This window comes from Streptomyces sp. NBC_01460 (assembly GCF_036227405.1).
Lineage (GTDB): Bacteria > Actinomycetota > Actinomycetes > Streptomycetales > Streptomycetaceae > Streptomyces.
Genome location: NZ_CP109473.1, coordinates 1,508,364 through 1,533,113 on the forward strand (window position 1 = coordinate 1,508,364; position 24,750 = coordinate 1,533,113).

The window sequence follows — 24,750 nt, forward strand, 5'->3', positions numbered from 1 at the left end:
GGAACCTGGATCTCCGGCTCCCTGACCACTCCTCAATTCTCCCACCGGGCACTGACAATCGATGGGTGGGCGAGGGCGCGGCCTCTGAGCGCGCCGCGCCACGGGTACGTAAGCTGTGCTGCGTCAGGCGGACCGGCAGCGGGGATGGGCAGACGATGGCGATGATGCGGCTCCGGCGCGAGGACCCGCGTGTCGTCGGCTCGTTCAGGCTGCACCGGCGGCTCGGCGCGGGTGGCATGGGCGTCGTCTACCTGGGTTCCGACCGTCGGGGCCAGCGGGTGGCGCTCAAGGTGATCCGGCCGGATCTGGCGGAGGACCAGGAGTTCCGCTCGCGCTTCGCGCGCGAGGTGTCCGCCGCCCGGAGGATCCGCGGCGGCTGCACGGCCCGGCTGGTGGCAGCGGACCTGGAGGCCGACCGCCCGTGGTTCGCGACGCAGTACGTTCCGGGCCCCTCCCTGCACGACAAGGTCGTCGAGGAGGGCCCGCTGTCGGCCGCCGAGGTGGCCTCGATCGGGGCGGCGCTGTCGGAGGGCCTGGTGGCGGTGCACGAGGCCGGGGTCGTCCACCGTGACCTGAAGCCGTCCAACATCCTCCTCTCCCCCAAGGGCCCCCGGATCATCGACTTCGGCATCGCCTGGTCGACCGGGGCCAGCACGCTGACCCACGTCGGGACGGCCGTCGGTTCGCCCGGCTTCCTGGCGCCCGAGCAGGTGCGCGGCGCGGCGGTGACCCCGGCGACGGACGTGTTCTCCCTGGGAGCCACCCTGGCCTACGCGGCGATGGCCGATTCGCCCTTCGGGCACGGCAGCTCCGAGGTCATGCTGTACCGCGTGGTCCACGAGGAACCGCACCTGTTCGACGTGCACGACGCGCTAGCTCCGCTCGTCCGGGCCTGTCTGGCGAAGGACCCGGAGGAGCGGCCCAGCACGCTGCAGCTCTCCATGCGGCTCAAGGAGATCGCCGCGCGCGAGGCGCAGGGGCTGCAGGAGCGCCGGCCGCCCGCGCAGCGGAGCGAGCAGGAGCTGGACCGGCCGACCGGCCGTCTGGAGGGGCCGTACACGGAGCAGTCCACCCGCCGCTCGGCGGGAGGGCCCGCCCAGGCTCCGCGCGCTCCGGGGCGGCGCCCCGTGTCGTCGCGCCCGGCGGCTCCCCGCACGGGCGGGTCGCAGCCGCGCGGGACCCGCGGCGGTCCGCGCTCGGGGCAGCAGCCGCACGGACCCAACGGGACGAACGGCAGGCCGGCCTCCCGGCCCGGCGTCCGGACGACCTCGGCGGGGAAGGGCGGGAAGCGGCGTCCGGCCAATCCCCGGCTGCTGCGTCAGCGCCTCGTCGTCTTCGTCGTGGTGACGCTGCTGGTCGCGCTGGGGATCGCGGCCGCCCAGGGCTGCCAGGGCCCCGCGCGCGGGCTGGGGGACACGGCGCCCCCGACGTACGGAGGGGCGCCCCTCCGCCCGGCCGCTGTGGACGGGCCCTGACGGCGCCGGTTGCGGTGGACGGGCCCTGACGGCGCCGGCGGCGGGTCGGGCGGGCACGGAACCGGCCGCGGGTCAGGCGGGCACGGAACCGGCCGCGGGTCAGGCGGGCACGGAACCGGCCGCGGGTCAGGCGGGCACGGAACCGGCCGCGGGTCAGGCGGGCACGGAACCGGCCGCGGGTCAGGCGGGCACGGAACCGGCCGCGGGTCAGGCGGGCCTGGTGCGGGTCGCGTAGAAGGCGACGGCGGAGGCCGCGGCGACGTTGAGCGAGTCCACTCCGGCGTCCATCGGGATACGGACGTGGGCGTCGGCGGCGGAGAGCGCCGCGGCCGTGAGGCCGTCGCCCTCCGTGCCGAAGACGAGCGCCAGCTTCTCGTGGCGCTGTGCGACGAGTTCGTCCAGGGTGATCGACCGGTCGCTGAGGCAGAGGGCCGCCGTGGTGAAGCCGGCCTCGCGCAGCAGGCCGACGTCCTCGGGCCACGCGGCGAGCCGGGTCCACGGGACGTGGAACACGGACCCCATCGAGACCTTGACCGCCCGCCGGTAGAAGGGGTCGGCGCAGCGTGGGGTCAGCAGGACCGCGTCGACGCCGAGTGCGGCCGCGTTGCGGAAGGCCGCCCCGACGTTGGCGTGGTCGACGATGTCCTCGAAGACGGCCACCCGCCGGACGCTCCCCCGCTCCGGGGCCAGCAGTGTGGCGACGTCGGGGAGCGGCTTGCGCTGCATGGAGGCCAGGGCACCGCGGTGCACGTGGTAGCCGGTGACCTTCTCGGCGAGAGCCGGTGTCACCTCGTAGACCGGCGCCGTGGCCTCTTCGATGACGTCGCGCATGACGTCGATCCACTTGGCCGTGAGCAGCATGGACCGCATCGCGTACCCGGCGTCGGCGGCACGCCGGATCACCTTCTCGCCCTCGGCGATGAAGAGGCCCTCGGCGGGCTCCCGCCGACGCCTGAGTTCGACGTCGGTCAGGCCGGTGTAATCGCTCAGACGCGGGTCGTCCGGGTCGTCGACGGTGAGGGGTTCAGCCACGTGGTGCCACTGCCTTGTCGGGTGGGGTGGAGTACCGGCGGACGGGCGTGCCGCTCGGCTCAGCCTTCGAGCGGTCGGGCCGTCCCCGTACCGACGGCGACGACGTCACCGATGACGATGACGGCCGGGGGGCGCACCTCTTCCGCCACGGCCCGCTCCCCCACGTCCCCGAGGGTCGCGTCGACCCTGCGCTGCGCGGCGGTGGTGCCCTCCTGGACCAGGGCCACCGGGGTGTCGGGGGACTTGCCGTGGGCGATGAGCGCCTGGGCGATGGCACCGATCTTGTCGACGGCCATCAGGAGGACCAGCGTGCCGCGCAGCTGCGCGAGCGCCTTCCAGTCGACCAGGGAGCGCGGGTCGTCGGGGGCCACATGGCCGCTGACCACGGTGAACTCATGTGCGACACCGCGGTGGGTGACGGGGATCCCGGCCGCTCCCGGCACGGAGATCGAGCTGGAGATCCCGGGGACGACCGTGCAGGCGATGCCCTCGGCGGCCAGGGCCTGCGCCTCCTCCATGCCGCGCCCGAAGACGAACGGGTCACCGCCCTTGAGGCGGACCACGGACTTGCCGGCCTTGGCGTGGTCGATCAGCGCCTGGTTGATCGCCTCCTGCGCCATGTACCGGCCGTACGGGATCTTCGCGGCGTCTATCACCTCGACGTGCGGCGGGAGCTCGTCGAGCAGGTCGCGCGGGCCGAGCCGGTCGGCGATGACCACGTCGGCCTCGGCGAGGAGCCTGCGGCCCCGCACGGTGATCAGGTCGGGGTCGCCGGGGCCGCCGCCCACCAGGGCGACGCCGGGGGCGCGGGTGCGGTGGTGCGGGGCGGCGAGGGTGCCGTCGCGCAGGCCTTCCACGATCGCGTCGCGGACGGCGGCGGAGTGCCGGGGGTCCCGGCCCTGCGAGGTGGTGGTGAGGACGGCGACCGTGATGCCCTCGCTGCGTCCGGTGGCGGGCGTCCAGGCGGTGGCCGCCTCGGCGTCGTCGCTCCGGACGCACCAGGTGCGGGTGCGCTCGGCCTCGGCGGACGCGGCGTCGTTGGCTGCGGCGTCCGACGACGCGACCAGGGCGTACCAGGTGTCGGTGAGGTCCCCGTCCTGGTACCTGCGGCGCTCCCAGTGGATCTCCCCGGTGTCCGCCATCGCCTCGACGGACGCCGTCGCGGACGGGGAGACGAGGGTGATGTCGGCACCGGCCGCGATGAGGGCGGGCAGCCGGCGCTGCGCGACCTGACCGCCGCCGACGACGACGACGCGGCGCCCGTTCAGGCGCAGTCCGACGGGGTAGGCAGGGTGATCGTCATGCTCGGCCATGGTCGTGCGGGCTCCTCGTGCAGGTGCGGTGTGCTGCGGGCCGCTGCGGCGGTGGAGCGGCGGTGACGTGGGCGGGGTGGGGCGGTGACGCGTGGGACCACGATACGGGGTGGTGGGAAGGGGGCCCGGGGCGGTCGCGGACCGCCCGGGACCAGCCTCGTCCGCTGCCCGCGGGGTCCGGGGGCCTGCCGGGGGAGCGCCGGCCGGGCAGGGTGTGCCCGCGAGCGCCGGAGGTGCCCGGACGCACCGTTCGGGAGCGTCCGGGCACCGTGTCGGCTACTTCTCGGTGACACCCGCGGAGTCGAACGTCGCCACGTCGTGCATCGCGCGGGCGGCGCTCTGCACGATGGGGAGCGCGAGCAGCGCGCCCGTGCCCTCGCCGAGCCTGAGGTCCAGATCGACCAGGGGGCGCAGCCCGAGCTTGTTGAGGGCGGCGACGTGACCGGGTTCCGCACTGCGGTGGCCCGCGATGCACGCGGCGAGCGCCTCGGGGGCGATCGCCCGGGCCACCAGGGCCGCCGCGCCGGCGCTCACACCGTCCAGGATCACCGGCGTGCGCAGGGACGCCCCGCCCAGCAGGAAGCCCGCCATGGCGGCGTGCTCCAGGCCGCCGACCGCGGCCAGGACCCCGATCGGGTCGGCCGGGTCGGGCTGGTGCAGCTCCAGGCCGCGGCGGACCACATCGACCTTGCGGGCGTGCATCTCGTCGTTGATGCCGGTGCCGCGACCGGTCACCTCCGCGGGGTCCATGCCGGTGTAGACACAGATCAGCGCGGCCGACGCGGTGGTGTTGGCGATGCCCATCTCACCGGTGAGCAGGCCCTTGTTGCCCGCCGCCACCAGGTCGCGGGCGGTCTCGATGCCCACCTCGATCGCGGCGAGCACCTCGTCGCGGGTGAGGGCGGGGCCGGTGGTGAAGTCCGCCGTTCCGGGACGGACCTTCCGGGGCAGCAGGCCGGGTGTCGCGGGCAGTTCGGCCGCCACACCCACGTCGACGACGCAGACCTCGGCGCCGACCTGGGCGGCGAAGGCGTTGCAGACGGCGCCGCCACCGAGGAAGTTGGCGACCATCTGGCCGGTGACCTCCTGCGGCCACGCCGTGACGCCCTGGGCGTGGACCCCGTGGTCACCGGCGAAGATCGCGACGGCGGCCGGCTCGGGCACGGGCGGCGGGCACAGCCGGGAGAGCCCGGACAGCTGGGCGGAGATGATCTCCAGCATCCCGAGCGCGCCGGCGGGCTTCGTCATCCGCTTCTGGCGTTCCCAGGCCTCGCCGAGCGCCTTGGCGTCGAGGGGACGGATGCCGGCGATGGTCTCCTGGAGGAGATCGTGCGGCTCCTCGCCGGGCAGCGCCCGGCGTCCGTACGTCTCCTCGTGGACGACCCAGGACAACGGGCGCCGCTTGGCCCAGCCCGCCTGCATCAGTTCGGGTTCCTCGGGGAACTCGTCGACGTATCCGACGCAGAGGTAGGCAACGACCTCGAGGTGCTCGGGCAGGCCGAGCGCACGGACCATCTCGCGCTCGTCGAAGAAGCTGACCCAGCCGACGCCGAGGCCCTCCGCGCGGGCGGCGAGCCACAGGTTCTCCACGGCCAGCGCCGAGGAGTACGGCGCCATCTGCGGCTGGGTGTGCCGGCCCAGGGTGTGGCGGCCGCCACGGGTGGGGTCGGCGGTGACGACGATGTTCACCGGGGTGTCGAGGATGGCCTCGATCTTCAGTTCCTTGAACTGCTTGGCCCGGGCCTTGGGCAGCGACTTGGCGTACGCCTCGCGCTGGCGCTGTGCCAGCTCGTGCATGGAGCGGCGCGTCTCCGCCGAGCGGATGACGACGAAGTCCCACGGCTGCGAGTGTCCGACGCTCGGCGCGGTGTGCGCGGCCTCCAGGACGCGGAGGAGGACCTCGTGCGGGATGGGGTCGCTGCGGAAGCCGTTGCGGATGTCGCGCCGTTCACGCATCACGCGCAGGACGGCTTCGCGCTCGGCGTCGCCGTAGCCGGGGGCGGGAGGGGAGAAGGGGGACTCTTCGACGGCCGCTGCGGCCTCGGTCCCGGCCTCGGCGTGGGCTTCGGCTTCGGCTTCGGCTTCGGCTTCGGCTTCGGCGGGAGCCGCTGCCCCTTCCACGGGCAGGGCCGTCTCGGGAGCCTCCTCGGCCAGGACCTCGGCCTCCGGGGTCTCGATGATCTCGGGTCCGGTACCGGGCTCCGGCTCCGGCTCCGGCTCCGGCTCCGGCTCCGGCTCCGCGAGCGTCCGGGGAGCGGCCTGTGGCGGAGCGACGGCCTCGGGGGCCTGCTCAGGCTCCACGAGGGCCTCGGGCGGCGTCTCCGCGTGCACCTCGGGCTCCGCCGGCGTCTCGGGCTGCTCGACGGCGACCGGCTCGGTCGCCTCCGGGACCTCGACGGCGGCCGGCGCGGGCTCCGCCACGAGCACCGGGGGCTCAGGGGCGGGCTCGACGACCGGCGGGGCCTCGACAGCGGCAGGCTCGACGACAGGCGCGGCCTCGACGACCGGCGCGGGCTCGACGGCGGCGGCCTCGACGACCGGCGCGGGCTCGACGGCGGCGGCCTCGACGACCGGCGCGGGCTCGACGGCGGCGGCCTCGACGACCGGCGCGGGCTCGACGGCGGCGGCCTCGACGACCGGCGCGGGCTCGACGGCGGGGGCGACCGCGTCGGGCAGCATCGTCGGGGCGAGGTCGGGGGCAGTCGGTGCGAATCCGTCCGCGGGCAGGGACGGGCCCGGCGTCTCGACCGGGGCCAGGGCCTCGGCCGGCACCTCTACGGGGGCTTCGGCCGGGGCGGCCACCGGAGTCTCGGCCGGTACAGCCGCGGGAGCCTCGGCCAGGGCCGCGGCGGGCGGCTCCTCGACCGTCTCCACCGCGGGCTCGACGGGAGCCTCGGGCACGACGTCGGCGGCCGCCGGCTCGGGGGCGACCGTTTCTGCGGGAGTCTCGGGCACCTCGGGCACGACGGGCTCAACCGGTGCCGCGGATTCCACCGGTGCCACGGGCTCAGCGGGAGCGACGGGCTCAAGGGGTACGACGGGCTCGGCGGGCACGACCGGCTCGGCAGGGGCCACGGGCGCCTCGGGCTCCGCCACCGGGGCGGGGGCGGCCGCCTGCTCGGGCGAGCCCCACGCGGACCCGCCCTGCGGCGGGATCTCGCCCAGCTGCGGGCCCGGCAGCACGGCCGCGTCGTCCGCCGGGATGTCGAAGTACTCGGGGCCGGTCGTCGGCGGGCCGGCGTGCCGCACGGGCATGGGGTTCTGCGGGCCCGCGGGCCCGCGGTCCGCGAGCGAGCGGACCACCCCGCCGGTCGGCGGCCCTCCGTAGGAGGGCGCCTCGGTGGCGCTGGGGCCCCGGTGCAGCGGGCGCCGGGCGGGCGCCGCGGCGGCCGGTACCTGTACCGGCGTGTGCGCCGGGATCCGTACGCCGTTGACGTCGGTCACACCGGAGCCGTGGGTGCCGTGCGCGGCCTGGTCGTACGCCGGGAACTGCTCGGTGCGGCCGGTCGGGGCCGCCGGAGCGTCGCTCCACGCGCCCTGGGGCGCGGGCATCAGGAGCAGATCGTCGTCCTCGACGGTGTGCGCGGAGGGTTCGAGGTAGGTGTAGGCGTCCGGGGCGGGGACGCCCGGCTGCTCCACCATGCCTGCGTTCTCCGGCAGTCCCTCGCCCGGGATCTGGCCGGTGTCAGTCATGCGTACCCCTCGCCCATCGTCAGTGCTCCTTCGCCCTTCGCCCGGGATGCCCGAACCACGGCACGCCGGTGCTCGTCAACAAGAACGAGCGGGCTCCCCGCGCGGCACGAAACGCGCGCGGAGGTATACATTCTCGCGGTCGTTCGCCGCCGCGACAGACAGTTCTGCCTCGGCTCGCTGTGGACTGCGCCACGTTGCGCGTCCCCCGGTTGCGCTGTACCACATCGCGGACCAAAACGGTCCACTTTTCCGGACATTGAAGAACGAAATGTCGAACGTCCGGGCGCGGTACAACAATCGGTCAGCCTACCTCGCGCACCGTGGCGACGGCTCAGGGGGCGAGGTCGGAACGCACCGCGGAGAGCAGGAACACGACGGAGCGTTCGCGCTCCGCCCAGGCGGAGGTGTCCAGTTCGACGGACTGGAGCAGCGCGCACTCGACGGTGTACCCGTTCTCGGCGAGGGCCCCTCCGAGCGCTTCCGCCTCGTCCCTGTTCGAGGCATGGGTGACGATGCGTTCCGGTCGCCGGTCGGCGACCGAGGTGACCACGGGGACGCCGCCGCCGCCGATCCGTACGACGTCGGGCTCGGGCAGGCGTTCCAGGACGTGCGGGGCGGTGCCCCTGACGACCTGGACGCCCACCTGGTAGGTGCGGGCGGCCGTCTCCGTGCGCGCGCAGGCGTCGGGGTCGCTGTCCACGGCGATCACCGCGGCGCCGAAGCGGGCCGCCTCCACGGCGAGGGCGCCGCTGCCGGAGCCGATGTCCCAGACCAGGTCGCCGGTGCGCGGCCCGAGCCGGGCCAGCTGCGCGGCGCGGAGGCCGGGCGACTCCCCCTCGCCCCACTCCCCCGTGCCGCCGTACGACGTGGCGGGAAGCGCCCATCCCCGCCGGGTGCCGTCCGGGCGGCGGCCGGCGATCCAGGCGCCGTCGACGGTGGTCTCGGGGCCGCCGCCGATGGCGATGACGACGTTGGGGTCGCGCCAGGTGTGGTCGGCCGTCTTGTCGGAGGTGAGGACGGTGACCCGCTCGCGTGCGGTGCCGAGTTCCTCGCAGATCACGAAGGTGCGGTGGACCCCTTCGAGCAGGAGGGCCAGTTCGGCGGGACCGGCTCCGGGGGACGTCAGCACGGCCACCTTGTGGTGGGCGCGGATGACGTTGACCGCGCGGCGCAGGGTGCGCGGGTGGGCGACGACGGTCTCCGCGTCGTCCCACGGCATCCCGGCGCGGGCGAAGGCGGTGGCGACGGACGAGACGGCGGGGACGACCTCGACCTCGAGGCCGTGTTCGGGCTTGCGCAGGGTGCGTACGACGCCGAAGAAGCCGGGGTCGCCGTCGGCCAGGACCACGGCGCTGCCGCGGTGTCCGGCGATCCTGCGGGCGGCCAGGTCGACGCTGCCGAGGCGGATGCGTTCCGCGCGGCCGGAGACCTCGGGCAGCGCGAGGTGGTGGGCGGCACCGGCGACGAGCGTGGCGGCGGAGAGCGCCGCCGTGGCCGCTCTGGTCAGCGGCGAACCGTCCCAGCCGATCACCGTGACCCGGTCGGCCATCGTCGTCAGTCTCCTGGGTGTAGCAGGCGGGGGCTCTCCGCGCGGGATGGGCGGAGCAAGGGTGAGCGTATCCGGTCCGTACCAACGCCCTGCCGGGGGCTCCCGTACCCCGGGGAGGAGGTCAGTTCCAGTCGTTGTACGTGCCGTAGCCGCCCGCGTCGGCCAGCTGCTCGGCGACGCCCTCCAGGTCCTCCGGCAGGAGCCCCCAGACGATGAGGTCGGTCCTGATGTCGGTCCAGCCCCCGTCCTCGGTCGCGGTCCTGGCTATCCGCGCGTTGCGCAGGACTCCCTCGCTGATGCAGCCCAGCTTCTGGGCGACCTGCTGGGAGGCGGTGTTCCCGGCGGGGGTCCGCAGCTCGATGCGCTCGAAGCCCTGGTCGCGGAAGAGCCACTCGGCGAGGGCCAGGACGGCCTCGGTGGCGTATCCCTCGCCGCGGGCCCAGGGCGCGGTGATGTAGCGGACCTCGGTGGCCAGGGTGCGCCGGTCGGTGTTGAGGAGCCGGACGGATCCGACGAGGCGCTGGGTGAGGAACTCGGTGACGGCGAAGACGATGCCGTTGCCCTGGGAGCGCTCGGCGGGGGCGATCCTGCGGACCCACCGTTCGGCGTCGACCTGGGTGTAGGGGTGGGGGGCTTCGGTCCACGCGGTGACCAGCTCGTCGTTCATCATCTCGATGTACGCCGGGACGTCCGCCATGTCGAAGGGGCGCAGCACCAACCTGTCCGTGCTGATGGAGATGGACGGGAAGGTGGTAGTCATGCGCAGCTCCATGCCGAAGACCGTGTAAAGGCTCCAGCATGCAGCATCGGGGCGTGGATGTGCATGGCCGGGTCCGCACGGCGGAGCCCCGCACACCCTGGTGCGGGCGTGCGGGGCTCGTGCGGCAAGTGGCGCCGGGGGGTCAGGACTTCACGGGTGCGCCGAACGCGGGGATGATCGATCCCTTGTAGGTGTCCTCGATGAACTTCTTGACCTCGTCGGAGTTCAGGAGCTTCGCGAGCTTCTGGACCCGCGGGTCCTCCTCGTTGCCCTCCTTGACGGCCAGGAGGTTGGCGTACGGGTTGCCCTCGGCCTTCTCCAGGGCCAGGGAGTCCTTGGCCGGCTGGTAACCGGCCTCGATCGCGTAGTTGCCGTTGATGACTGCGGCGTCGACGTCGTCCAGGGCACGCGGCACGGTCGCGGCCTCGATCTCCTTGAACTCCAGGCCCTTCTTGTCCGTGATGTCGCTGAGCTTGGCGTTGGTGCCGACGCCGTCCTTGACGGTGATCAGCCCGTTCTCGGCGAGCAGCTGGAGCGCGCGGCCCTCGTTGGTGGTGTCGTTGGGGACGGCGACGGTCTGGCCGGCCTTGATGTCCTTGAGGTCCTTGACCTTCTTGGAGTAGAGGCCGAGGGGCTCGAGGTGGACGTCGACGACCGGGACGATGTGGGTCTTGTTCTTCTTGTTGAAGTCGTCCAGGTAGGGCTTGTGCTGGAAGAAGTTGGCGTCGACCTGGCCGTTCTCGGTGGCGGTGTTCGGCAGGACGTAGTCCGTGAACTCCTTGACCTCCAGCTTGAGGCCGGCCTTCTCCGCCAGGTTCTTCTTGATGTAGTTCAGGATGTCGGCGTGCGGCACGGGGGACGCGGCGACGACGAGCGCCTTGGACGTGTCCGCGCCGGCGCCGGTCTCACCCTTGGACGCCGGGTCGGAGTCCGTGCCGCAGGCGCTGAGGCCGAAGGCGAGGGCGGCGGTGGCGGCGGCAGCCGCGGTGATCTTGATGTTCTTACGCACGAAGAGTGCCTCTTTCCGGTGGTGAAGGTGGTGCGCCCGGACAAGGAGTGCGGGCTTCATGGGGAGATGAGGTTCAGGAGGTGGTGCGGCCCCGGCGGGCCAGCAGGCGTCCGGCTCCGTCGCCGATCAGCTGGACCACGGTCACGATGACGATCAGCAGCACGACGGTGACGAGCATGAACTGGTTGTCGAACCGCTGGAATCCGTAGGTGACGGCCTTGGAGCCGAGTCCTTCGCCGCCGACCGCGCCGGCCATGGCGGAGTAGCCGATGAGCACGATCACGGTGGTGGTGACGCCGGAGACGAGCGAGGGCAGGGCCTGCGGCAGCAGGACCTTGCGGACGATCGTCGGGATCGAGCCGCCCATCGACTGGACGGCTTCGACGAGGCCGTGGTCGACCTCGCGCACCGCCGTCTCGACGAGCCGCGCGAAGAAGGGGATGGCACCGACGGCGAGCGGCACGATCATCGCGGACGGACCGATGAAGGTGCCGACGACCCAGGTGGTGAAGGGGATCAGGGCGATCAGCAGGATGATGAACGGCAGCGAGCGGCCGATGTTCACGATGACGCCGATGACCTTGTTCACCGCGGTGTTCTGCAGCAGTCCGCCCTTGTCGGTGAGGACGAGCAGGATGCCTAGGGGCAGTCCGCCGACGACGGTGACGAGCGTGGACCAGAGCACCATGTAGAGGGTGTCGATGGTTCCCTGCGTGAGCAGTGGCTGCATTTCGGACCAGGTCACTTCGCCACCTCCTTGGTGATCGGGGCGGGGGTCTGCGCGGGGACGGCAGGGGTGTCGGCGAGGGCGTCGGCGGGGGCGTCGTTCACGATCTCGGCCTGGAGGCCCTGCTCACGCAGGAAGCCGATCGGTACGACGTTCTCCTCGAAACGGCCGGGGAGCTCGATGCGCATGCGGCCGATCTGCTTGCCGCCGACGGTGTCCATGGCGGCACCGAGGATCGAGATGTCGATGTTGTACGTGCGGGAGAGCTGTGAGATCACCGGCTGGGCGGCGGCCTCGCCGTGGAAGGTGACGTCCACGACGGTGGAGCCGGGGCCGGACGCGGTGCCTCCGACGGGGAACAGCTCGTGGGCCAGCTCGGAGCCGGGGGTGGCCAGCAGGGAGCCGACGGTTCCCGACTCGACGATGCGGCCCTGCCTCATCAGCGCGGCGGAGTCGCAGACGGTCTTGACGACGTCCATCTCGTGCGTGATGAGCAGGACGGTGAGGCCGAGCTCCTGGTTCAGGTCGCGCAGCAGCTGGAGGATGGAACGGGTGGTCTCGGGGTCCAGCGCGGAGGTCGCCTCGTCGGAGAGGAGCACCTTCGGGTCGCCCGCGAGAGCGCGGGCGATGCCGACGCGCTGCTTCTGGCCTCCGGACAGCTGACCGGGGTAGGCCTTCGCCTTGTCGGCGAGTCCCACGAGGTCGAGGAGGGCGAGCGCCTTGGCGGTGCGTGCCTGCCCGGAGAATCCGAGGATCTCCAGGGGCAGCTCGACGTTGTCCCGCACGGTGCGCGAGTCCAGCAGGTTGAAGTGCTGGAAGACCATACCGATGCGGCTGCGTGCCCGGCGGAGCTCCTTGCCGGCGCGGCGGCCGCGTCCCGCGAGGGCGGTGAGGTCCTGTCCGGCGACCGTCACGGTGCCCGAGGTGGGGCGTTCGAGGAGGTTGACGCAGCGGATCAGGGAGGACTTGCCGGCGCCGCTCTGTCCGATGACGCCGTAGACCTCGCCTTCGCGGACGTGCAGGTCCACGCCGTCCAGGGCGGTGACCTCGCGGCCGCGTGACTGGTAGACCTTCGTGAGGCCCGAAGTGGTGATCACAGGGTTTCCGTCACTGTCGAGTGCACGGCGCGGGGTCCGCCGGGCACGGGGCATTCGTCTGATGAGACTGTTGAGACTTTTCTCAGTGGTCGACCGGTGGGAGTCTCGGCATGGTCCGGACCCGACGGGAAGCCGGGCGCGGGCATGCCCGGGCCGCGGGAATCCGCAGGGGAAGGACGGCACGGGCTCGGTCTCGCTTCGGGGCGCGAGGCTCAGGCGTGGGCCCTCAGAAGGCGCGCATTCGACACATACAACGAGCACCGGGCGTCAGGATCGCCTCGGTCGCAGGGCTGCGGTAGCTCGTCGTGGTCATGCCCCAAGTAAAACAGACGTAACGTTCCGCCCTCGCGGGGTGTCCGCATTCCGGACGGCCGCGGACAGCTCATCCGGCTCGCCCCTTTCCTTCCCCACGCCTCTTTGACCTGCGGTGACGCAGGCGGTGCCCGACCCCCTCCCCCGTGGCGGATCGATCATGCCGTGCGGCCCCTGTGGCAAAGGCCACGCTTCCTGGACGCGGAGCGCGGCCGTCACCGGGGGCAGGCGTCCACACCCCGCCGGGGCCGCACGCGGCGACCGGCGCCGCCCGTAATACCCTCGTCCCATGCTTGACGTCCTGACGGTCGCGGTCGCCGTGACCGCGCTCGCCCTCGCCGCCTGGTGCGGATTCGCCGCCTACCGGGACCAGCCCACGAAGGACTGGCACTTCATCGGCATGGCGGTCGTCTCCGTGCTGGCGCTGGCGCAGCTGGTCGTGGGAATCGTGCAGCTGGCACGCGGCGAGCGGCCCGAGCAGGGCATGACGATCTTCATCGCCTATCTGGTCGGCGCCTTCGCGGCCGTGCCGGCGGCGGGATTCCTGTCGCTGTCGGAGCGGACCCGCTGGGGCTCGGTGACGGTGGCGGCCGGCGCGGTCGTGCTCGCCGTCCTCGAAGTGCGGCTCTACGACATCTGGGGAAGCTGACCATGAGCGACACCGACCGCACGGGAGAGCCCTCCTCCACCGCCCCGCCGCGGAAGCAGCGGTTCGAGCTGGGCACCGGGCCGGGCCGCGTACTGGTCTGGTTCTACGGGGTGTTCACGGTGGCCGCCGCGTCCCGCTCGATCGTCGAGATGATCCTGGACTTCGGGAAGGCCCCTCTCGCGTACACCCTCTCGGCCGTCGCCGCCGTCGTGTACGGATTCATCACGTACTCCCTGGTGCGGGGCGGCGAGAAGGCACGCAGGGCGGCGCTGATGTGCTGCGCCGCCGAGCTCGCGGGCGTGCTGATCGTCGGTACCTGGACGCTGGTGGAGCCTTCCGCCTTCCCGGACTCCACCGTGTGGTCGGGCTTCGGCATGGGCTACCTGCTCATCCCGGTGATCCTTCCGATCACCGGGATGATCTGGCTGCGCCGCGCGCGCAACGCCTGAGACCGGGCGTCACGGACGTCGTTCAGGCGCTGGCCGCGAAGGCCTGCGCGGTGGCGTCCTTCTCCAGCAGGACCAGTTCGACGCCGTCCCCTCCGGTGGCGTTCCCCACCCGGGCGTAGCCCGCCTTCCGGTAGAGCCGGAGATTGCCCTCGCTGCGCTCCCCGGTGTGCAGGCGGAAGCGGGTGGCCGAACGCCCGTCGGCCAGGCCGGATTCCGCGGCCCGCAGGAGACGGGTGCCGAGGCCGTGGTTGCGGAGCCGGGGGTGGACGCAGAGCTTGCCGATCCGGCCGGCGCCGTCCGCGTCGGTGAAGCCGCGCACGGAACCGACGACTTCGTCGCCGAGCCGGGCCACGAACACCAGGTCGGTGGCGACTTCGTCCCGGACGGAGTCGAAGGTCTGGACGAGTGGCTCGATCCGGTAGTTGCCGTAGAGCTCCGCCTCGCTCTGGAAACAGAGGTACTGGAGTCTGAAGATCTGCTCGACGTCCTGTGCCGCCGCCGCCGAGATGGTCACACTCATGCCCATGTGTGCATGCCTCCCGCTCACCTGATCCGCCGGTTGTCTACCGCTCCTTTCCCCGCAGTTCAGGAGCTACAACCTCCGCCGCGAGCATTCTGCGCAGACATCCGAGGCATCGGGAACGCATAGGGCCCAAACTGCCCTGTGACATACCCAACTCCCCCGCGATCTCCCGGTAGGTGGGGTCGTGCGGAGCCAGCATCGCCTCCAGCAGGCGCGGGCACCGTCCGGGCAGCCGGCCCACCGCGGCGCGCAGCGCCCTGCGTTCGTCGGCCCCGACCGCGATCCGTTCGGGGCACCCGGCCCAGTCGCCCGGCGGCCCGTCCGCGGTGTACGGGCGCTCGCGCCGGGTCCGGCGGCGGGCCGTGCGCGCCTCCGCCCGTACGGCGGCGCGGACCCAGCGGACGGGGTCGGCGGGCACCGCCGGAGCGGTACCGCGCTCCAGCAGCCGCAGCCACACCGCCTGTTCCAGGTCCGCGGCCTCGGTTCCGGCGGCCGGGGCCTCGGCTGCCGCCTCCGCGCGTACGAGCGCGTGGAGGGCCTGGACGACGGCTCGGCCCTGGTCATCCGCTCGCCCGGCCGGCGCCGCGGGAACATGATCCAGAAGATTCATGCCCCGTCAACGCTCCCCGCGACCGGCCGGTTGCCGCGCACGGGGAGCTCCACCCGACCGGGGCATGCAGGCCGGGCGGCTGACGCCCGGCCTGTCACGCGGCGCTCAGTCCCGGGCGAAGTCGGCCGCCGCGAGCAGGGCGGTGTCCGGGTTGTCGGAGAAGATCCCGTCGATGCCCGCCTCGAAGTAGACCCGGAGCGCACCGAAGGCGTCGCCGTACGCGTTCGGGTCCGTGCCGCGCCGGAACTCCGCCGGCAGGAAGGTGTTCTCGTTGCGCAGGGTGTACGGGTGCAGGACCAGGCCCCGCGCGTGGGCGTCCGCGACCAGGGTGGTGGGGGTGGTGAGGCGCCCCGCGGCGTCCCTGGGGACGACCAGGTCGAGGGTGGGGCCGATGCCCTGTGCGAACGAGGCGATCCACTTCAGCCCCTCGGGCTTCACCAGATCGGCGACGGTACGGGGATCGCCGGCCTCCACGAAGTCCCAGGGCCGCTCCTTCGGCCCGGACAGCAGCACGACCCGGGGAGTGGCGACGAGCTCCGCCAGCCGCCGCACCGAGCCCGGCTCGAAGGACTGGAGGATCAGCGGGGAGTTCGCGCGGTGCCTGCCGTAGCGGCGCAGCAGCTTCGCGAGGGGCTCCTCCAGGCCGAGCCCCAGGCCCCTGAAGTAGGAGGGGTGCTTGGTCTCGACGTAGAGCCAGACGGGCCTGCCCCGCCTGCGGCCCTCCTTGTCGGCCCAGCGCAGGACCTCCTCGAAGGTGGGGATCTCCCAGCGCCCGTCGTAGAGGGTGTTCTCCTGGCGGTTGCCGGGGATGCGCTCCTTCGCCCGGAGGGTCTTCAGCTCGGCGAGGGTGAAGTCCTCGGTGAACCAGCCGGTGAGCGATATGCCGTCGACCTTCTTGGTCGCCTTGCGGCTCGCGAATTCGGGGTGGTCGGCGACGTCCGTGGTCCCGGTGATGTCGTTCTCGTGACGGCAGACCAGATGGCCGTCCTTGGTCGGCACGAGGTCCTGCTCGACGATGTGTGCGCCCATGTCCAGCGCCAGCTGGTAGGAGCCGAGGGTGTGCTCGGGACGGTAGCCGCTGGCGCCGCGGTGGCCGATGACGGTGGGCACGGGCAGGTCCCGGTAGGAGCCGTTGCCGCCGCCTCGGCCGTCCGCGGCGCCGCGCCCGGCCGCGTGGGCCGTGCCGGAGATGCTGAGGGCCGTGCCGAGGACGGCGGCCCCCAGGAGGGTCCGCCGACCGGGTGCAGTCCGCGCGCGCTCTGTCATGAATGCTCCTCGCCTGTGATGTCCGGCACCTTCGGGGGGAGGCTTGATCGTAGGCAGCTACGCCATCGGTGGGGCGGCCGGTGGACGAACATGGCGGAAACACACGTCAACACTGCGTATCGGCTCGGTGAACCCGATGTGCGGAGAGGCGGTACCCGCGAGTATCGTCCTCACCTGCACAGACCCTCGCGAATTCCCGCCCCGGCCGCCCGGCCACGTCACCGGAGGATGCGTTGTCCCGACTCACGGTCATCAAGGCAGTGCTCGGACCGATCCTGCGCCTGCTCTTCCGGCCCCAGGTGGAAGGCGTCGAGAACATCCCGGGGACCGGGCCGGTGATCCTCGCGGGCAACCACCTGACGTTCATCGACTCGATGATCATGCCGATCTGCTGCGACCGGCCGGTGTTCTACATCGGCAAGGACGAGTACGTCACCGGCAAGGGCCTCAAGGGCCGGCTGATGGCCTGGTTCTTCACCGGCTGCGGCATGATCCCGGTGGACCGGGACGGTGGACGCGGGGGCGTCGCGGCGCTCATGACCGGCCGACGGGTGCTGGAGGAGGGCCAGGCCTTCGCCATCTATCCCGAGGGCACCCGCTCCCCCGACGGCCGGCTCTACCGGGGCCGCACGGGTATCGCGCGGCTGACCCTGATGACCGGCGCGCCGGTGGTCCCGTTCGCGATGATCGGTACGGACAAGCTGCAGCCGGGCGGCTCCGGCCTGCCCCGCCCGGGCAAGGTCACGGTCCGCTTCGGTGAGCCGATGGAGTTCTCGCGCTACGAGGGCATGGACCGCGACCGCTACGTCCTGCGGGCGGTGACGGACTCCGTCATGGCCGAGGTCATGCGGCTGTCCGGCCAGGAGTACGTCGACATGTACGCCACGAAGGCCAAGGCCGCCTGAGCCGGACGAGTGTGTGGGTGGGTGGCCCGGCGCGACGCGCGCCGGGCCACCCACTCGTTGGGCCACCCACTCGTTGGGTCACTCGTCCGGCGTTGGGTCACTCGTCCGGTCACTCGTCCGGGATGATGCCCTCCTCGAGCTTCTGGTCACGCAGCAGGAACCACGCCGCGACCGCCGTCGCGAGCAGCACCACGGCGCCGACCGCCGCCGACACCCGCAGCCCGTTGACGAAGGCCTCCTGCGCCGCGACGACGAGCTCGCTCCCCTGCTGGGCGGGAAGGCGCTCGGCGGTCTCCACGGCTCCGCCGAGCGATTCGTGGGCCGCCGCGGCGGCGGACGCCGGGACGCCCTCGGGTGTCCCGAAGCCCTTGTAGACGCCCGTGACGATGGACCCGAGCAGGGCGATACCGAGGGCCGCGCCGAGCTCGTACGCCGTCTCGGACACGGCGGACGCCGATCCGGCCTGCTCCTTGGGGACGCTGGAGAGGATCACGTCGGAGGTGACGGTGAAGGCGAATCCCGCGCCGACGCCCACCACCAGGAGCAGGACGCCGATCAGCGGGTAGCCGGTCTCCTTGTGGATCACCGTGACCGTCGCGAGCGACAGGCCGATGGCTCCGAGCCCGAGGGCGACCACGGAGCGGACGGAGTAGTGGCGTGCCACCCGCCCGGCCAGGAGTCCGGCGGTCACCGCGCCGACGGCGGCGGGCAGTTCGGCGAGCCCGGCCTCGAGCGGGCCCCGCCCCTGGACCAGCTGCAGGAACTGGGAGAGGAAGAAGACGATCCCGGACAGGCCGAGGATCGTCAGGAGGTCGGCGAGGACCGCGCCGGAGAAGCCCCGGTGGTGGAAGAGCCGCATGTCCAGCAACGGGGCGGGCAGCTTCAGCTGACGGCGCACGAACCAGGTGAGCGCCAGCACCCCGCCCACCGCAGCCGCGACGTTCTCCCAACTCACACCATGTGCGGCAGCCTCCTTGATGGCGTACACGACGCCGATCATGCCGACCAGGGAGAGCCCCACGCTGAGCAGGTCCCAGGGACCCGGCGCCGGGTTCTTGGACTCGGGGATCATCTTGATGCCGACGGCGACGAGGACCGCCATCACGGGCAGGTTGATCAGGAAGACCGAGCCCCACCAGAAGTGCTCCAGCAGGAGCCCGCCCACGACGGGGCCGACGGCGGCGCCCGCCGAGGCCATGGCGCCCCAGATGCCGACCGCGAGACTGCGTTCGCGCGGGTCGTGGAAGAGGTTGCGGATCAGGGCGAGCGTGGACGGCATCAGGGTGGCGCCCGCGACACCGAGCAGCGCCCTGGCCACGATCATCATCTCGGGGCTGGAGGCGTAGGCGTTGAGCACGGACACCGCCCCGAAGGCGGTGGCACCGGTCAGCAGCAGCTTCTTGCGGCCGATCCGGTCACCGAGGCTGCCCATGGAGACGAGGAGCCCGGCGATCACGAAGGAGTAGACGTCTCCGATCCAGAGCAGCTGCGTGCCGGTCGGTTCGAGGTCCTCGCTGAGGAACGGGGTCGCCAGCCCGAGGACGGTCGCGTCGACGGCGACCAGCAGCACGGCGAGGACGAGGACGGCGAGGGCGATCCACCGGCCCGGATGGTGCGGGTCACCCGTGACGCCCGCCCGCTGATTGGTGCTGCTCATTTCTCCACGCTCCGGCGTGCTCCGCCGAGGAGCAACTCGACGATCATGTAGGGGAAGTCCTGCGCGGCGACGCGGCCTGTCTGCACGGACCACGCGCAGCTGCCGATCAGGCCGTAGAGTGCCTCGGTCAGCCAGGCCGGGGTGAGGTCGATCCGGAACTCGCCGCGCTCCTGGCCGCGGCGGAAGAAGGCGGAGACCCGCGCGTCGAGCCGGCTCCAGCCCTCGTTGACGTCGTCGCCCTCGAAGAGCTGGTTCTCGGTGACGAGGAAGGACAGCAGCCCCGCACTCGGCTCGACGGCGGCGATCAGACGCCGGAGCCCGTCCTCGGCGGAGCCCTCGTCGAGCGTGGCGGCATCCAGGGCGGCCTCGAACTCCCTGATCCCCAGGTCCTCCAACGCCCCGACCAGGGCGTCCCTCCCGGCGAAGTGCCGGTGAAGGGTGGCGCGGCCGATGCCCGCGGCCCGGGCGACCTCGTCCATCGTCGCCGTGGATTTGCGGGTCAGCAGCGCGGCGGCGCTCCGCAGCACCTGCTCACGATCAAGAGTCATGAGACGACACTAACCCAATTGAGACACCAACGTCCCAGCGACTGAAGCTGGAGGCCTCTCCCCCGGCACGCGGCCCGCGGAAATCACCCGGTACCGGGCGGCCGAAAGGGCACCATGACGCCATGAAGCCGCTGCTGCTGATCGACATCGACGGTCCGCTGAACCCGTACGCGGCACTGGCCCGCACCCCCCTGCCGGAGGGCTACACCCTGCACGAGATGCGGCCGACCGGGTGGAAGGAGGGACCGCCGCTGCCCGTCCTGCTCAGCCCCGTCCACGGCGACGGGCTGCTCGCCCTCGCCGCGCGGTACGAGCTCGTCTGGGCGACGACCTGGAAGGACGAGGCGAACGAGTGGGTCGGCCCGCGCATCGGGCTGCCTCCGTTGCCTTACATCGACTGGCCCGCGATGCACGCCGTCAGGGAGGACGGGACGTACTGGAAGACGCGGTACGTCGTCGACCACGCGGACGGGAGGCCGTTCGCCTGGGTCGACGACGAGATCTCCGACCCCGACAGGGCCTGGGTGGCGGCGCACCACCCGGGTCGGGCCCTGCTGCTGCGGGTCGACCCCTGGGTCGGCCTGGTGCGTGAGGACTTCGAGACGCTCGCCGCATGGGCCTGAGCCGCTCCGGGCGCGTTCAGCTCCAGGGCAGCGAGGCGCGGTGGCGCCAGTACGCCTCGGGTTCCTCCACCAGGGCGGCGAGCCGGTCCAGCCGGTCCGGGTCCAGGTCGAGCAGCGGCGCGTGCAGGTTGGCCGCCAGCTGGGTGACGGTGGCCGCACCGGACAGGACGACTCCGGCCCACGGCTGGTGCAGCCCGAGCGCCAGGGCCACGGCGTCGCCGTCCAGCCCCGCCTCGGCGCCGATCTCCCGGACGACGGCGGGCGCCTCGGTCCCGGCGAGCCGGCCGTTGGCCAGGGCCTCCTTGACGATGACGGTGAGCCCCGCGTCGTGCGCCTCGGCGAGCGCCGGCCCCGCGGAGGTCTCCAGTGCGTTGTAGGTGGCCTGGACGGTACGGAAGAGGGGCTCGCCGTCCACCGTCACGGCGAGAGCGGCCCGTACGGCGTCGGCCTGGGCGGGACCGCTCGTGGAGAAGCCGACCGTGGTGCCCCCGGCGGCGAGCTCGGCGAGACGCGCGTGCAGGGCCTTGTCGGTGAGCGCCGGGCTGTCGGCGGTCACCGAGTGGATCTGGTACAGATCGAGCCGGCCGCCGAGCAGTCCCGCCGTCTCGGCGTGCTGGCGCTCGAAGGTGGCGAGGTCGTGGTCCTTCACCTCGTGCGTCTCGGCGTCGACGCGCCAGTCGGCGGTGTAGGTGTAGCCCCATTTGCTGCCGACGACGACGTCCGCCGCCTCGGGGCGGGCCGTCAGCCACTCGGCGAGGAACTCCTCGGCGCGGCCGTAGGAGCGGGCGGCGTCGAAGTAGCGCACGCCCTGGGCGTAGGCCGCGTCCAGGAGTTCGTGGGTGCGGTCGCGCAGCGCGTCGGCCCCGCGGTCACCGGGCAGATCGCGGTCACGGTGCGGGGTGATGTAGCCGGGCCTGCCGACGGCGGCCAGGCCGAGCCCGATGTGGGAGGTCGGGGTGGTCGCTCGGTTCAGGCGGGCGAAGGGCATCGCGGGCTCCTCTGGGTCGGTCGTTCCGAAACGCCTTCCCGTCAACGTAGCCCGCGATGCCCGCGAATCATCCGCGCGCGGTCGCCCAGGCGTGCTGCGTCACCAGGTCGGCCTTCACCTCGGCCAGCTGGACGGCGACGGCGGAGGGGGCGGTACCGCCCCGGCCGTCACGGGAGGCGAGCGCGCCGGGCACGTCGAGGACCGTGCGCACCTCCGGGGTGAGGTGCTCGGAGATCTTCGCGAACTGCTCATCCGTCAGCTCGTCGAGCTCGATGCCGTGCTGCTCGCAGACCTTCACGCACTCACCGGCGACCTCGTGGGCCACCCGGAACGGCACGCCCTGCTTGACCAGCCACTCGGCGATGTCCGTGGCGAGCGAGAAGCCGGCCGGGGCCAGCTCCTCCATGCGCTCCCGGTTGACGGTGAGCGTGGCCATCATGCCGGTGAACGCGGGCAGCAGGACCTCGAGCTGGTCGCAGGAGTCGAAGACCGGCTCCTTGTCCTCCTGGAGGTCGCGGTTGTACGCGAGCGGGAGGGCCTTCAGCGTCGCCATCAGCCCGGTGAGGTTCCCGACGAGGCGGCCGGACTTGCCGCGGGCCAGCTCGGCGATGTCGGGGTTCTTCTTCTGCGGCATGATCGAGGAGCCGGTGGAGAAGGCGTCGTGGAGGGTGACGAAGGAGAACTCCTTCGTGTTCCAGATGATGATCTCCTCGGCGATCCGGGAGAGGTTGACGCCGATCATCGCGGTGATGAACGCGAACTCGGCGACGAAGTCGCGGGACGCGGTGCCGTCGATGGAGTTGGCGACGGAGCCACGCTCGAAGCCGAGGTCGGCCGCGACCGCCTCCGGGTCGAGCCCGAGGGACGAACCCGCCAGCGCGCCGGAGCCGTACGGGGAGACGGCCGTCCGCTCGTCCCACTGCCGCAGCCGCTCGGCGTCCCGGGACAGGGGCTGCACATGGGCCAGGACGTGGTGGGCGAAGAGCACGGGCTGGGCGTGCTGGAGGTGCGTGCGGCCGGGCATGGCCACGTCCGGGTGCGCCTCGGCCAGCCCCACCAGCGCGTCCTGGAGCTCGGCGATCAGGCCGCCGATGATGCGGGCGTGGTCGCGCAGGTACATCCGGAAGAGTGTGGCGACCTGATCGTTCCGGGACCGGCCGGCCCGCAGCTTGCCGCCGAGGTCGGGCCCGAGGCGCTCCAGGAGGCCGCGTTCCAGGGCGGTGTGGACGTCCTCGTCGGCGATGGTGCCGGTGAACGAGCCGTCGGCCACCGCGGCTTCGAGCGCGTCCAGCCCCTCGATCATCCGGGTCAGCTCGTCGGCGGTGAGGAGACCCGCCTTGTTGAGCACGCGCGCGTGGGCGCGGGAGCCCGCGATGTCGTACGGCGCGAGGCGCCAGTCGAAGTGGACGGACGCGGACAGCCTGGCCAGCGCCTCGGCCGGACCGTCGGCGAAACGGCCGCCCCAGAGGCGTACGTCGCTGTTTCCGGTGCCGTTGCTCACTGCGTGCTCCTCGGGAGTGCAAGGGGTGTGCGTCCGCCTCACGGCGCGATCACATATGGCATAACTATGCGAGGGTCTGCATGCTTTGTCAAAGCTGCTGGTCAGGCCGGCGAAAACCGGTTGGACCGGAAGGGGGCCCGGCCTACGATCGGCCCTTCGCACACGAACCCCGGGGGGACTGATGGACGACGGATGCGGGGCGGCCGAACGCCTGGCCCGGGGGACACCGCTGGGCGGGGCACTGGACACCACCGCTCCCGCGTCCTGGGTGACGCTGGACGCGGAGGTGCGGGCCCTGAGCCACCGACTCGCCGACGCGCTGCCGACACGCCACCGGCTCAGGAGCCTTCCGCCCGGTCCGCCCTCCTCTACCGAGGAGTCCCTGATCGCGCTTGCCCTGTGCCACCCCGACGGCAGGGTGCGTGCGGCGGCACTGGACCGGGCTGCGGGTGCGCCGGCCCTGAGGCCCCTGCTGGTGATCCGCTGCGCCGACTGGGTGGGTCCGGTCCGCGACCGGGCCCGGGCCCTGCTCGCCGATGTCTCCGCCGAACTGGCCCCCCTCGCCGGTCTGGTCCTGCTCCTGGCCCGGCGGGACCGGGGCGGCTTCGCCCTGGCCGCCCTGGACCGCGCGCTGCGCGACGGTCCGGGCGCGGGCGTCGTCCCCCTGCTGACGAGCGGGGACCGGGCGGTCCGCCGGTTCGGCCATGGCGTGGCGATCGACCGGCGGTTGCTGACGCCGGTGGAGCTCGCCCGCACGGCGGCCTTCGCCCCGGGCGACGTACGCCTCCAGGCGCTCTGCGCCGAGGCGGCACTCTCCCGGACGGGCGACGACGACGAGGGCGTGGTGGATCTGCTGCTGTCCGCCCGGTCGGGCATGGTCCGCTCGGCCGGTGTGACCGGGCTGCGGCGGACCGGGCGGCACGACGAGGCCGCCTCCTACCTCGCCGACCGGTCGGCGATCGTCCGCGCCTGTGCCCGCTACGTCCTGCGCCAGGCCGGCGTCGATCCGCTCCCGCTGTACCGGTCGATGTGCGCCGAGCCGGCGGAGCACCCCGCCGCGGCTGCCGGACTCGGCGAATGCGGCGCGTGTGAGGAGGCGGACACGCTGTGGGCACTGACGGCCCATCCTCTGCCCGCCGTGCGGGCCCACGCCGTGGCCGGGCTGCGCGCGCTCGACGCCGTACGGTCCGACCGGGTGGAACCGCTGCTCGACGACCCGGTGCCCGCCGTGGTCCGGGCGGCCTGCCGCGCCCTGCTTCCGTACGCCGCGGGGCTCGACCGGGAGCGGCTGCGCGCGCGGCTCGCTCCGGACCGGCTCCGCGCCGCGCGGACGGCGGCGCGGCGACTGCTGGACGCCCAGGACCTGGCCCGCACGCGGGGGCTGTCCGGCCTGTGAAACCCCCGGCCCCGCACTCCTGTTCGCACGACAATGGCGTCATGGGAAAGACACACGAACGCATCGAGGGCCGGCTCCGCGCCTTCATCGAGGAGCAGCCGCTCTTCTTCACCGCGACCGCGCCCCTGGACGGCGACGGCACGGTCAATCTCTCGCCCAAGGGCATGAGCGGGTCGCTGGCCGTCGTCGACGAACGGACCGTGGCCTACCTCGACTTCGCCGGCAGCACCGCCGAGACCGTCGCCCATCTCCGGGAGAACGGGCGCATCACGCTGATGTGGTGCGCCTTCCAGGGCCCGCCCAACATCGTCCGCGTGCACGGCCGCGGTGAGCCGGTGTTCCGTGACGACCCGCGTTTCGCCGGGCTGCTCCGCCACTTCCCGGACATCGACCCCGCCTCGCACGGGCTGCGCGCGATCATCGTGGTGACGGCCGGACTGATCCGGGACTCCTGCGGTTACGCGGTGCCGTTCATGTCGTACGACGAGGACCGCACCCTGCACGCCGGCCGTTTCCGGCGTGAGGACGACGAGAGCCTGAGCCGGTACTTCGAGAAGAAGGACACCATCGCGACGAGCATCGACGGGCTGCCCGGGCTCCCGCTGCCGCTGCCCGCGATGCCCGCGCCCCCGGCGGGGTGAGGCGCTGGGCCGTACGGAGCAGGCGCG

The 24,750-nt window shown here is 72.8% G+C and carries 22 protein-coding genes; 7 read left to right on the forward strand and 15 right to left on the reverse strand.

The features are described 5' to 3' along the window. The first annotated feature begins 155 nt into the window (after positions 1–155). A complete protein-coding gene (locus OG488_RS06650; RefSeq protein ID WP_329226801.1) occupies positions 156–1,475 on the forward strand; it encodes a serine/threonine-protein kinase in 1,320 nt (439 codons plus the stop codon). Positions 1,476–1,682: 207 nt separating this feature from the next. On the opposite strand, the gene OG488_RS06655 is transcribed toward OG488_RS06650, so the two are convergent. From OG488_RS06655 to OG488_RS06690, 8 genes are all read right to left on the reverse strand, one after another. Further along, the gene (locus tag OG488_RS06655) at positions 1,683–2,507 is read right to left on the reverse strand and encodes a TrmH family RNA methyltransferase (protein WP_329226802.1); all 825 of its coding nucleotides are present in this window, start codon (positions 2,505–2,507) and stop codon (positions 1,683–1,685) included. 59 nt (positions 2,508–2,566) lie between these two features. Beyond that, positions 2,567–3,820: a uroporphyrinogen-III C-methyltransferase gene (gene cobA / locus OG488_RS06660; protein WP_329226804.1), complete on the reverse strand. Its 1,254-nt coding sequence runs from the start codon at positions 3,818–3,820 to the stop codon at positions 2,567–2,569. Positions 3,821–4,096: 276 nt separating this feature from the next. Further along, positions 4,097–7,513, reverse strand: coding sequence for a nicotinate-nucleotide--dimethylbenzimidazole phosphoribosyltransferase (gene cobT / locus OG488_RS06665; RefSeq protein ID WP_329226806.1), 3,417 nt, complete (start codon positions 7,511–7,513; stop codon positions 4,097–4,099). Between the two features lie 331 nt (positions 7,514–7,844). Beyond that, positions 7,845–9,062, reverse strand: a complete 1,218-nt coding sequence (gene cbiE, locus OG488_RS06670; RefSeq protein ID WP_329226808.1) for a precorrin-6y C5,15-methyltransferase (decarboxylating) subunit CbiE — start codon at positions 9,060–9,062, stop codon at positions 7,845–7,847. Positions 9,063–9,183: 121 nt separating this feature from the next. Beyond that, positions 9,184–9,822: a GNAT family N-acetyltransferase gene (locus OG488_RS06675; RefSeq protein ID WP_329226810.1), complete on the reverse strand. Its 639-nt coding sequence runs from the start codon at positions 9,820–9,822 to the stop codon at positions 9,184–9,186. 142 nt (positions 9,823–9,964) lie between these two features. Further along, positions 9,965–10,831 carry a MetQ/NlpA family ABC transporter substrate-binding protein gene (locus tag OG488_RS06680; RefSeq protein WP_329226812.1) on the reverse strand — a complete coding sequence of 289 codons (867 nt, stop codon included), beginning with the start codon at positions 10,829–10,831 and terminating at the stop codon, positions 9,965–9,967. 73 nt (positions 10,832–10,904) lie between these two features. After that, positions 10,905–11,576, reverse strand: coding sequence for a methionine ABC transporter permease (locus OG488_RS06685; protein WP_329226814.1), 672 nt, complete (start codon positions 11,574–11,576; stop codon positions 10,905–10,907). Beyond that, positions 11,573–12,655, reverse strand: coding sequence for a methionine ABC transporter ATP-binding protein (locus OG488_RS06690; protein WP_329226816.1), 1,083 nt, complete (start codon positions 12,653–12,655; stop codon positions 11,573–11,575). The genes OG488_RS06685 and OG488_RS06690 overlap by 4 nt, the downstream gene beginning before the upstream one ends. 601 nt (positions 12,656–13,256) lie before the next feature. Here OG488_RS06690 and OG488_RS06695 point away from each other — a divergent pair. Beyond that, complete coding sequence (locus OG488_RS06695) at positions 13,257–13,616, forward strand: hypothetical protein (RefSeq protein ID WP_329226818.1); 360 nt, start codon at positions 13,257–13,259, stop codon at positions 13,614–13,616. Positions 13,617–13,618: 2 nt separating this feature from the next. Further along, complete coding sequence (locus tag OG488_RS06700) at positions 13,619–14,065, forward strand: hypothetical protein (protein ID WP_329226820.1); 447 nt, start codon at positions 13,619–13,621, stop codon at positions 14,063–14,065. 22 nt (positions 14,066–14,087) lie between these two features. On the opposite strand, the gene OG488_RS06705 is transcribed toward OG488_RS06700, so the two are convergent. From OG488_RS06705 to OG488_RS06715, 3 genes are all read right to left on the reverse strand, one after another. After that, positions 14,088–14,591, reverse strand: a complete 504-nt coding sequence (locus tag OG488_RS06705) for a GNAT family N-acetyltransferase (protein WP_329226821.1) — start codon at positions 14,589–14,591, stop codon at positions 14,088–14,090. 37 nt (positions 14,592–14,628) lie between these two features. After that, positions 14,629–15,198 carry a sigma-70 family RNA polymerase sigma factor gene (locus tag OG488_RS06710; protein ID WP_329226823.1) on the reverse strand — a complete coding sequence of 190 codons (570 nt, stop codon included), beginning with the start codon at positions 15,196–15,198 and terminating at the stop codon, positions 14,629–14,631. A 105-nt stretch (positions 15,199–15,303) separates the two neighbouring features. Continuing rightward, entirely contained in the window at positions 15,304–16,464 is a 1,161-nt protein-coding gene (locus OG488_RS06715; RefSeq protein WP_329226825.1) for a glycerophosphodiester phosphodiesterase, read from the reverse strand. Between the two features lie 233 nt (positions 16,465–16,697). Here OG488_RS06715 and OG488_RS06720 point away from each other — a divergent pair, with 233 nt between their 5' ends. Then, on the forward strand, positions 16,698–17,369 hold the full coding sequence (locus OG488_RS06720; RefSeq protein WP_329226826.1) for a lysophospholipid acyltransferase family protein: 672 nt from the start codon (positions 16,698–16,700) through the stop codon (positions 17,367–17,369). Positions 17,370–17,478: 109 nt separating this feature from the next. Here the strand turns inward: OG488_RS06720 and OG488_RS06725 are convergent, their stop codons facing one another. Further along, positions 17,479–19,026: an MFS transporter gene (locus tag OG488_RS06725; protein WP_329226827.1), complete on the reverse strand. Its 1,548-nt coding sequence runs from the start codon at positions 19,024–19,026 to the stop codon at positions 17,479–17,481. Continuing rightward, positions 19,023–19,574, reverse strand: coding sequence for a TetR/AcrR family transcriptional regulator (locus tag OG488_RS06730; protein WP_329226829.1), 552 nt, complete (start codon positions 19,572–19,574; stop codon positions 19,023–19,025). The genes OG488_RS06725 and OG488_RS06730 overlap by 4 nt, the downstream gene beginning before the upstream one ends. Positions 19,575–19,696: 122 nt before the next feature. Here OG488_RS06730 and OG488_RS06735 point away from each other — a divergent pair, with 122 nt between their 5' ends. Next, on the forward strand, positions 19,697–20,197 hold the full coding sequence (locus tag OG488_RS06735) for a hypothetical protein (protein ID WP_329226831.1): 501 nt from the start codon (positions 19,697–19,699) through the stop codon (positions 20,195–20,197). Positions 20,198–20,213: 16 nt separating this feature from the next. On the opposite strand, the gene OG488_RS06740 is transcribed toward OG488_RS06735, so the two are convergent. Both OG488_RS06740 and argH read right to left on the reverse strand, forming a co-directional pair. Continuing rightward, positions 20,214–21,185, reverse strand: a complete 972-nt coding sequence (locus OG488_RS06740; RefSeq protein WP_329226833.1) for an aldo/keto reductase — start codon at positions 21,183–21,185, stop codon at positions 20,214–20,216. A 67-nt stretch (positions 21,186–21,252) separates the two neighbouring features. Beyond that, positions 21,253–22,686: an argininosuccinate lyase gene (gene argH / locus OG488_RS06745; protein WP_329226835.1), complete on the reverse strand. Its 1,434-nt coding sequence runs from the start codon at positions 22,684–22,686 to the stop codon at positions 21,253–21,255. Positions 22,687–22,867: 181 nt separating this feature from the next. Here argH and OG488_RS06750 point away from each other — a divergent pair, with 181 nt between their 5' ends. Both OG488_RS06750 and OG488_RS06755 read left to right on the forward strand, forming a co-directional pair. Further along, a complete protein-coding gene (locus tag OG488_RS06750) occupies positions 22,868–24,082 on the forward strand; it encodes a hypothetical protein (protein WP_329226837.1) in 1,215 nt (404 codons plus the stop codon). Positions 24,083–24,123: 41 nt separating this feature from the next. Beyond that, entirely contained in the window at positions 24,124–24,723 is a 600-nt protein-coding gene (locus tag OG488_RS06755; RefSeq protein ID WP_329226839.1) for a pyridoxamine 5'-phosphate oxidase family protein, read from the forward strand. Positions 24,724–24,750 lie beyond the last annotated feature (27 nt).

Coding starts and splice junctions, on each gene's coding strand:
- OG488_RS06650 (WP_329226801.1), top strand. CDS start 156: ATGGCGATGATGCGGCTCCGGCGCGAGGACCCGCGTGTCGTCGGCTCG.
- OG488_RS06695 (WP_329226818.1), top strand. CDS start 13,257: ATGCTTGACGTCCTGACGGTCGCGGTCGCCGTGACCGCGCTCGCCCTC.
- cobA (WP_329226804.1), bottom strand. CDS start 3,820: ATGGCCGAGCATGACGATCACCCTGCCTACCCCGTCGGACTGCGCCTG.
- OG488_RS06730 (WP_329226829.1), bottom strand. CDS start 19,574: ATGACTCTTGATCGTGAGCAGGTGCTGCGGAGCGCCGCCGCGCTGCTG.
- OG488_RS06715 (WP_329226825.1), bottom strand. CDS start 16,464: ATGACAGAGCGCGCGCGGACTGCACCCGGTCGGCGGACCCTCCTGGGG.
- OG488_RS06705 (WP_329226821.1), bottom strand. CDS start 14,591: ATGGGCATGAGTGTGACCATCTCGGCGGCGGCGGCACAGGACGTCGAG.
- OG488_RS06700 (WP_329226820.1), top strand. CDS start 13,619: ATGAGCGACACCGACCGCACGGGAGAGCCCTCCTCCACCGCCCCGCCG.
- OG488_RS06755 (WP_329226839.1), top strand. CDS start 24,124: ATGGGAAAGACACACGAACGCATCGAGGGCCGGCTCCGCGCCTTCATC.
- OG488_RS06750 (WP_329226837.1), top strand. CDS start 22,868: ATGGACGACGGATGCGGGGCGGCCGAACGCCTGGCCCGGGGGACACCG.
- OG488_RS06740 (WP_329226833.1), bottom strand. CDS start 21,185: ATGCCCTTCGCCCGCCTGAACCGAGCGACCACCCCGACCTCCCACATC.
- OG488_RS06725 (WP_329226827.1), bottom strand. CDS start 19,026: ATGAGCAGCACCAATCAGCGGGCGGGCGTCACGGGTGACCCGCACCAT.
- OG488_RS06735 (WP_329226831.1), top strand. CDS start 19,697: ATGAAGCCGCTGCTGCTGATCGACATCGACGGTCCGCTGAACCCGTAC.
- OG488_RS06710 (WP_329226823.1), bottom strand. CDS start 15,198: ATGAATCTTCTGGATCATGTTCCCGCGGCGCCGGCCGGGCGAGCGGAT.
- cbiE (WP_329226808.1), bottom strand. CDS start 9,062: ATGGCCGACCGGGTCACGGTGATCGGCTGGGACGGTTCGCCGCTGACC.
- cobT (WP_329226806.1), bottom strand. CDS start 7,513: ATGACTGACACCGGCCAGATCCCGGGCGAGGGACTGCCGGAGAACGCA.
- OG488_RS06675 (WP_329226810.1), bottom strand. CDS start 9,822: ATGACTACCACCTTCCCGTCCATCTCCATCAGCACGGACAGGTTGGTG.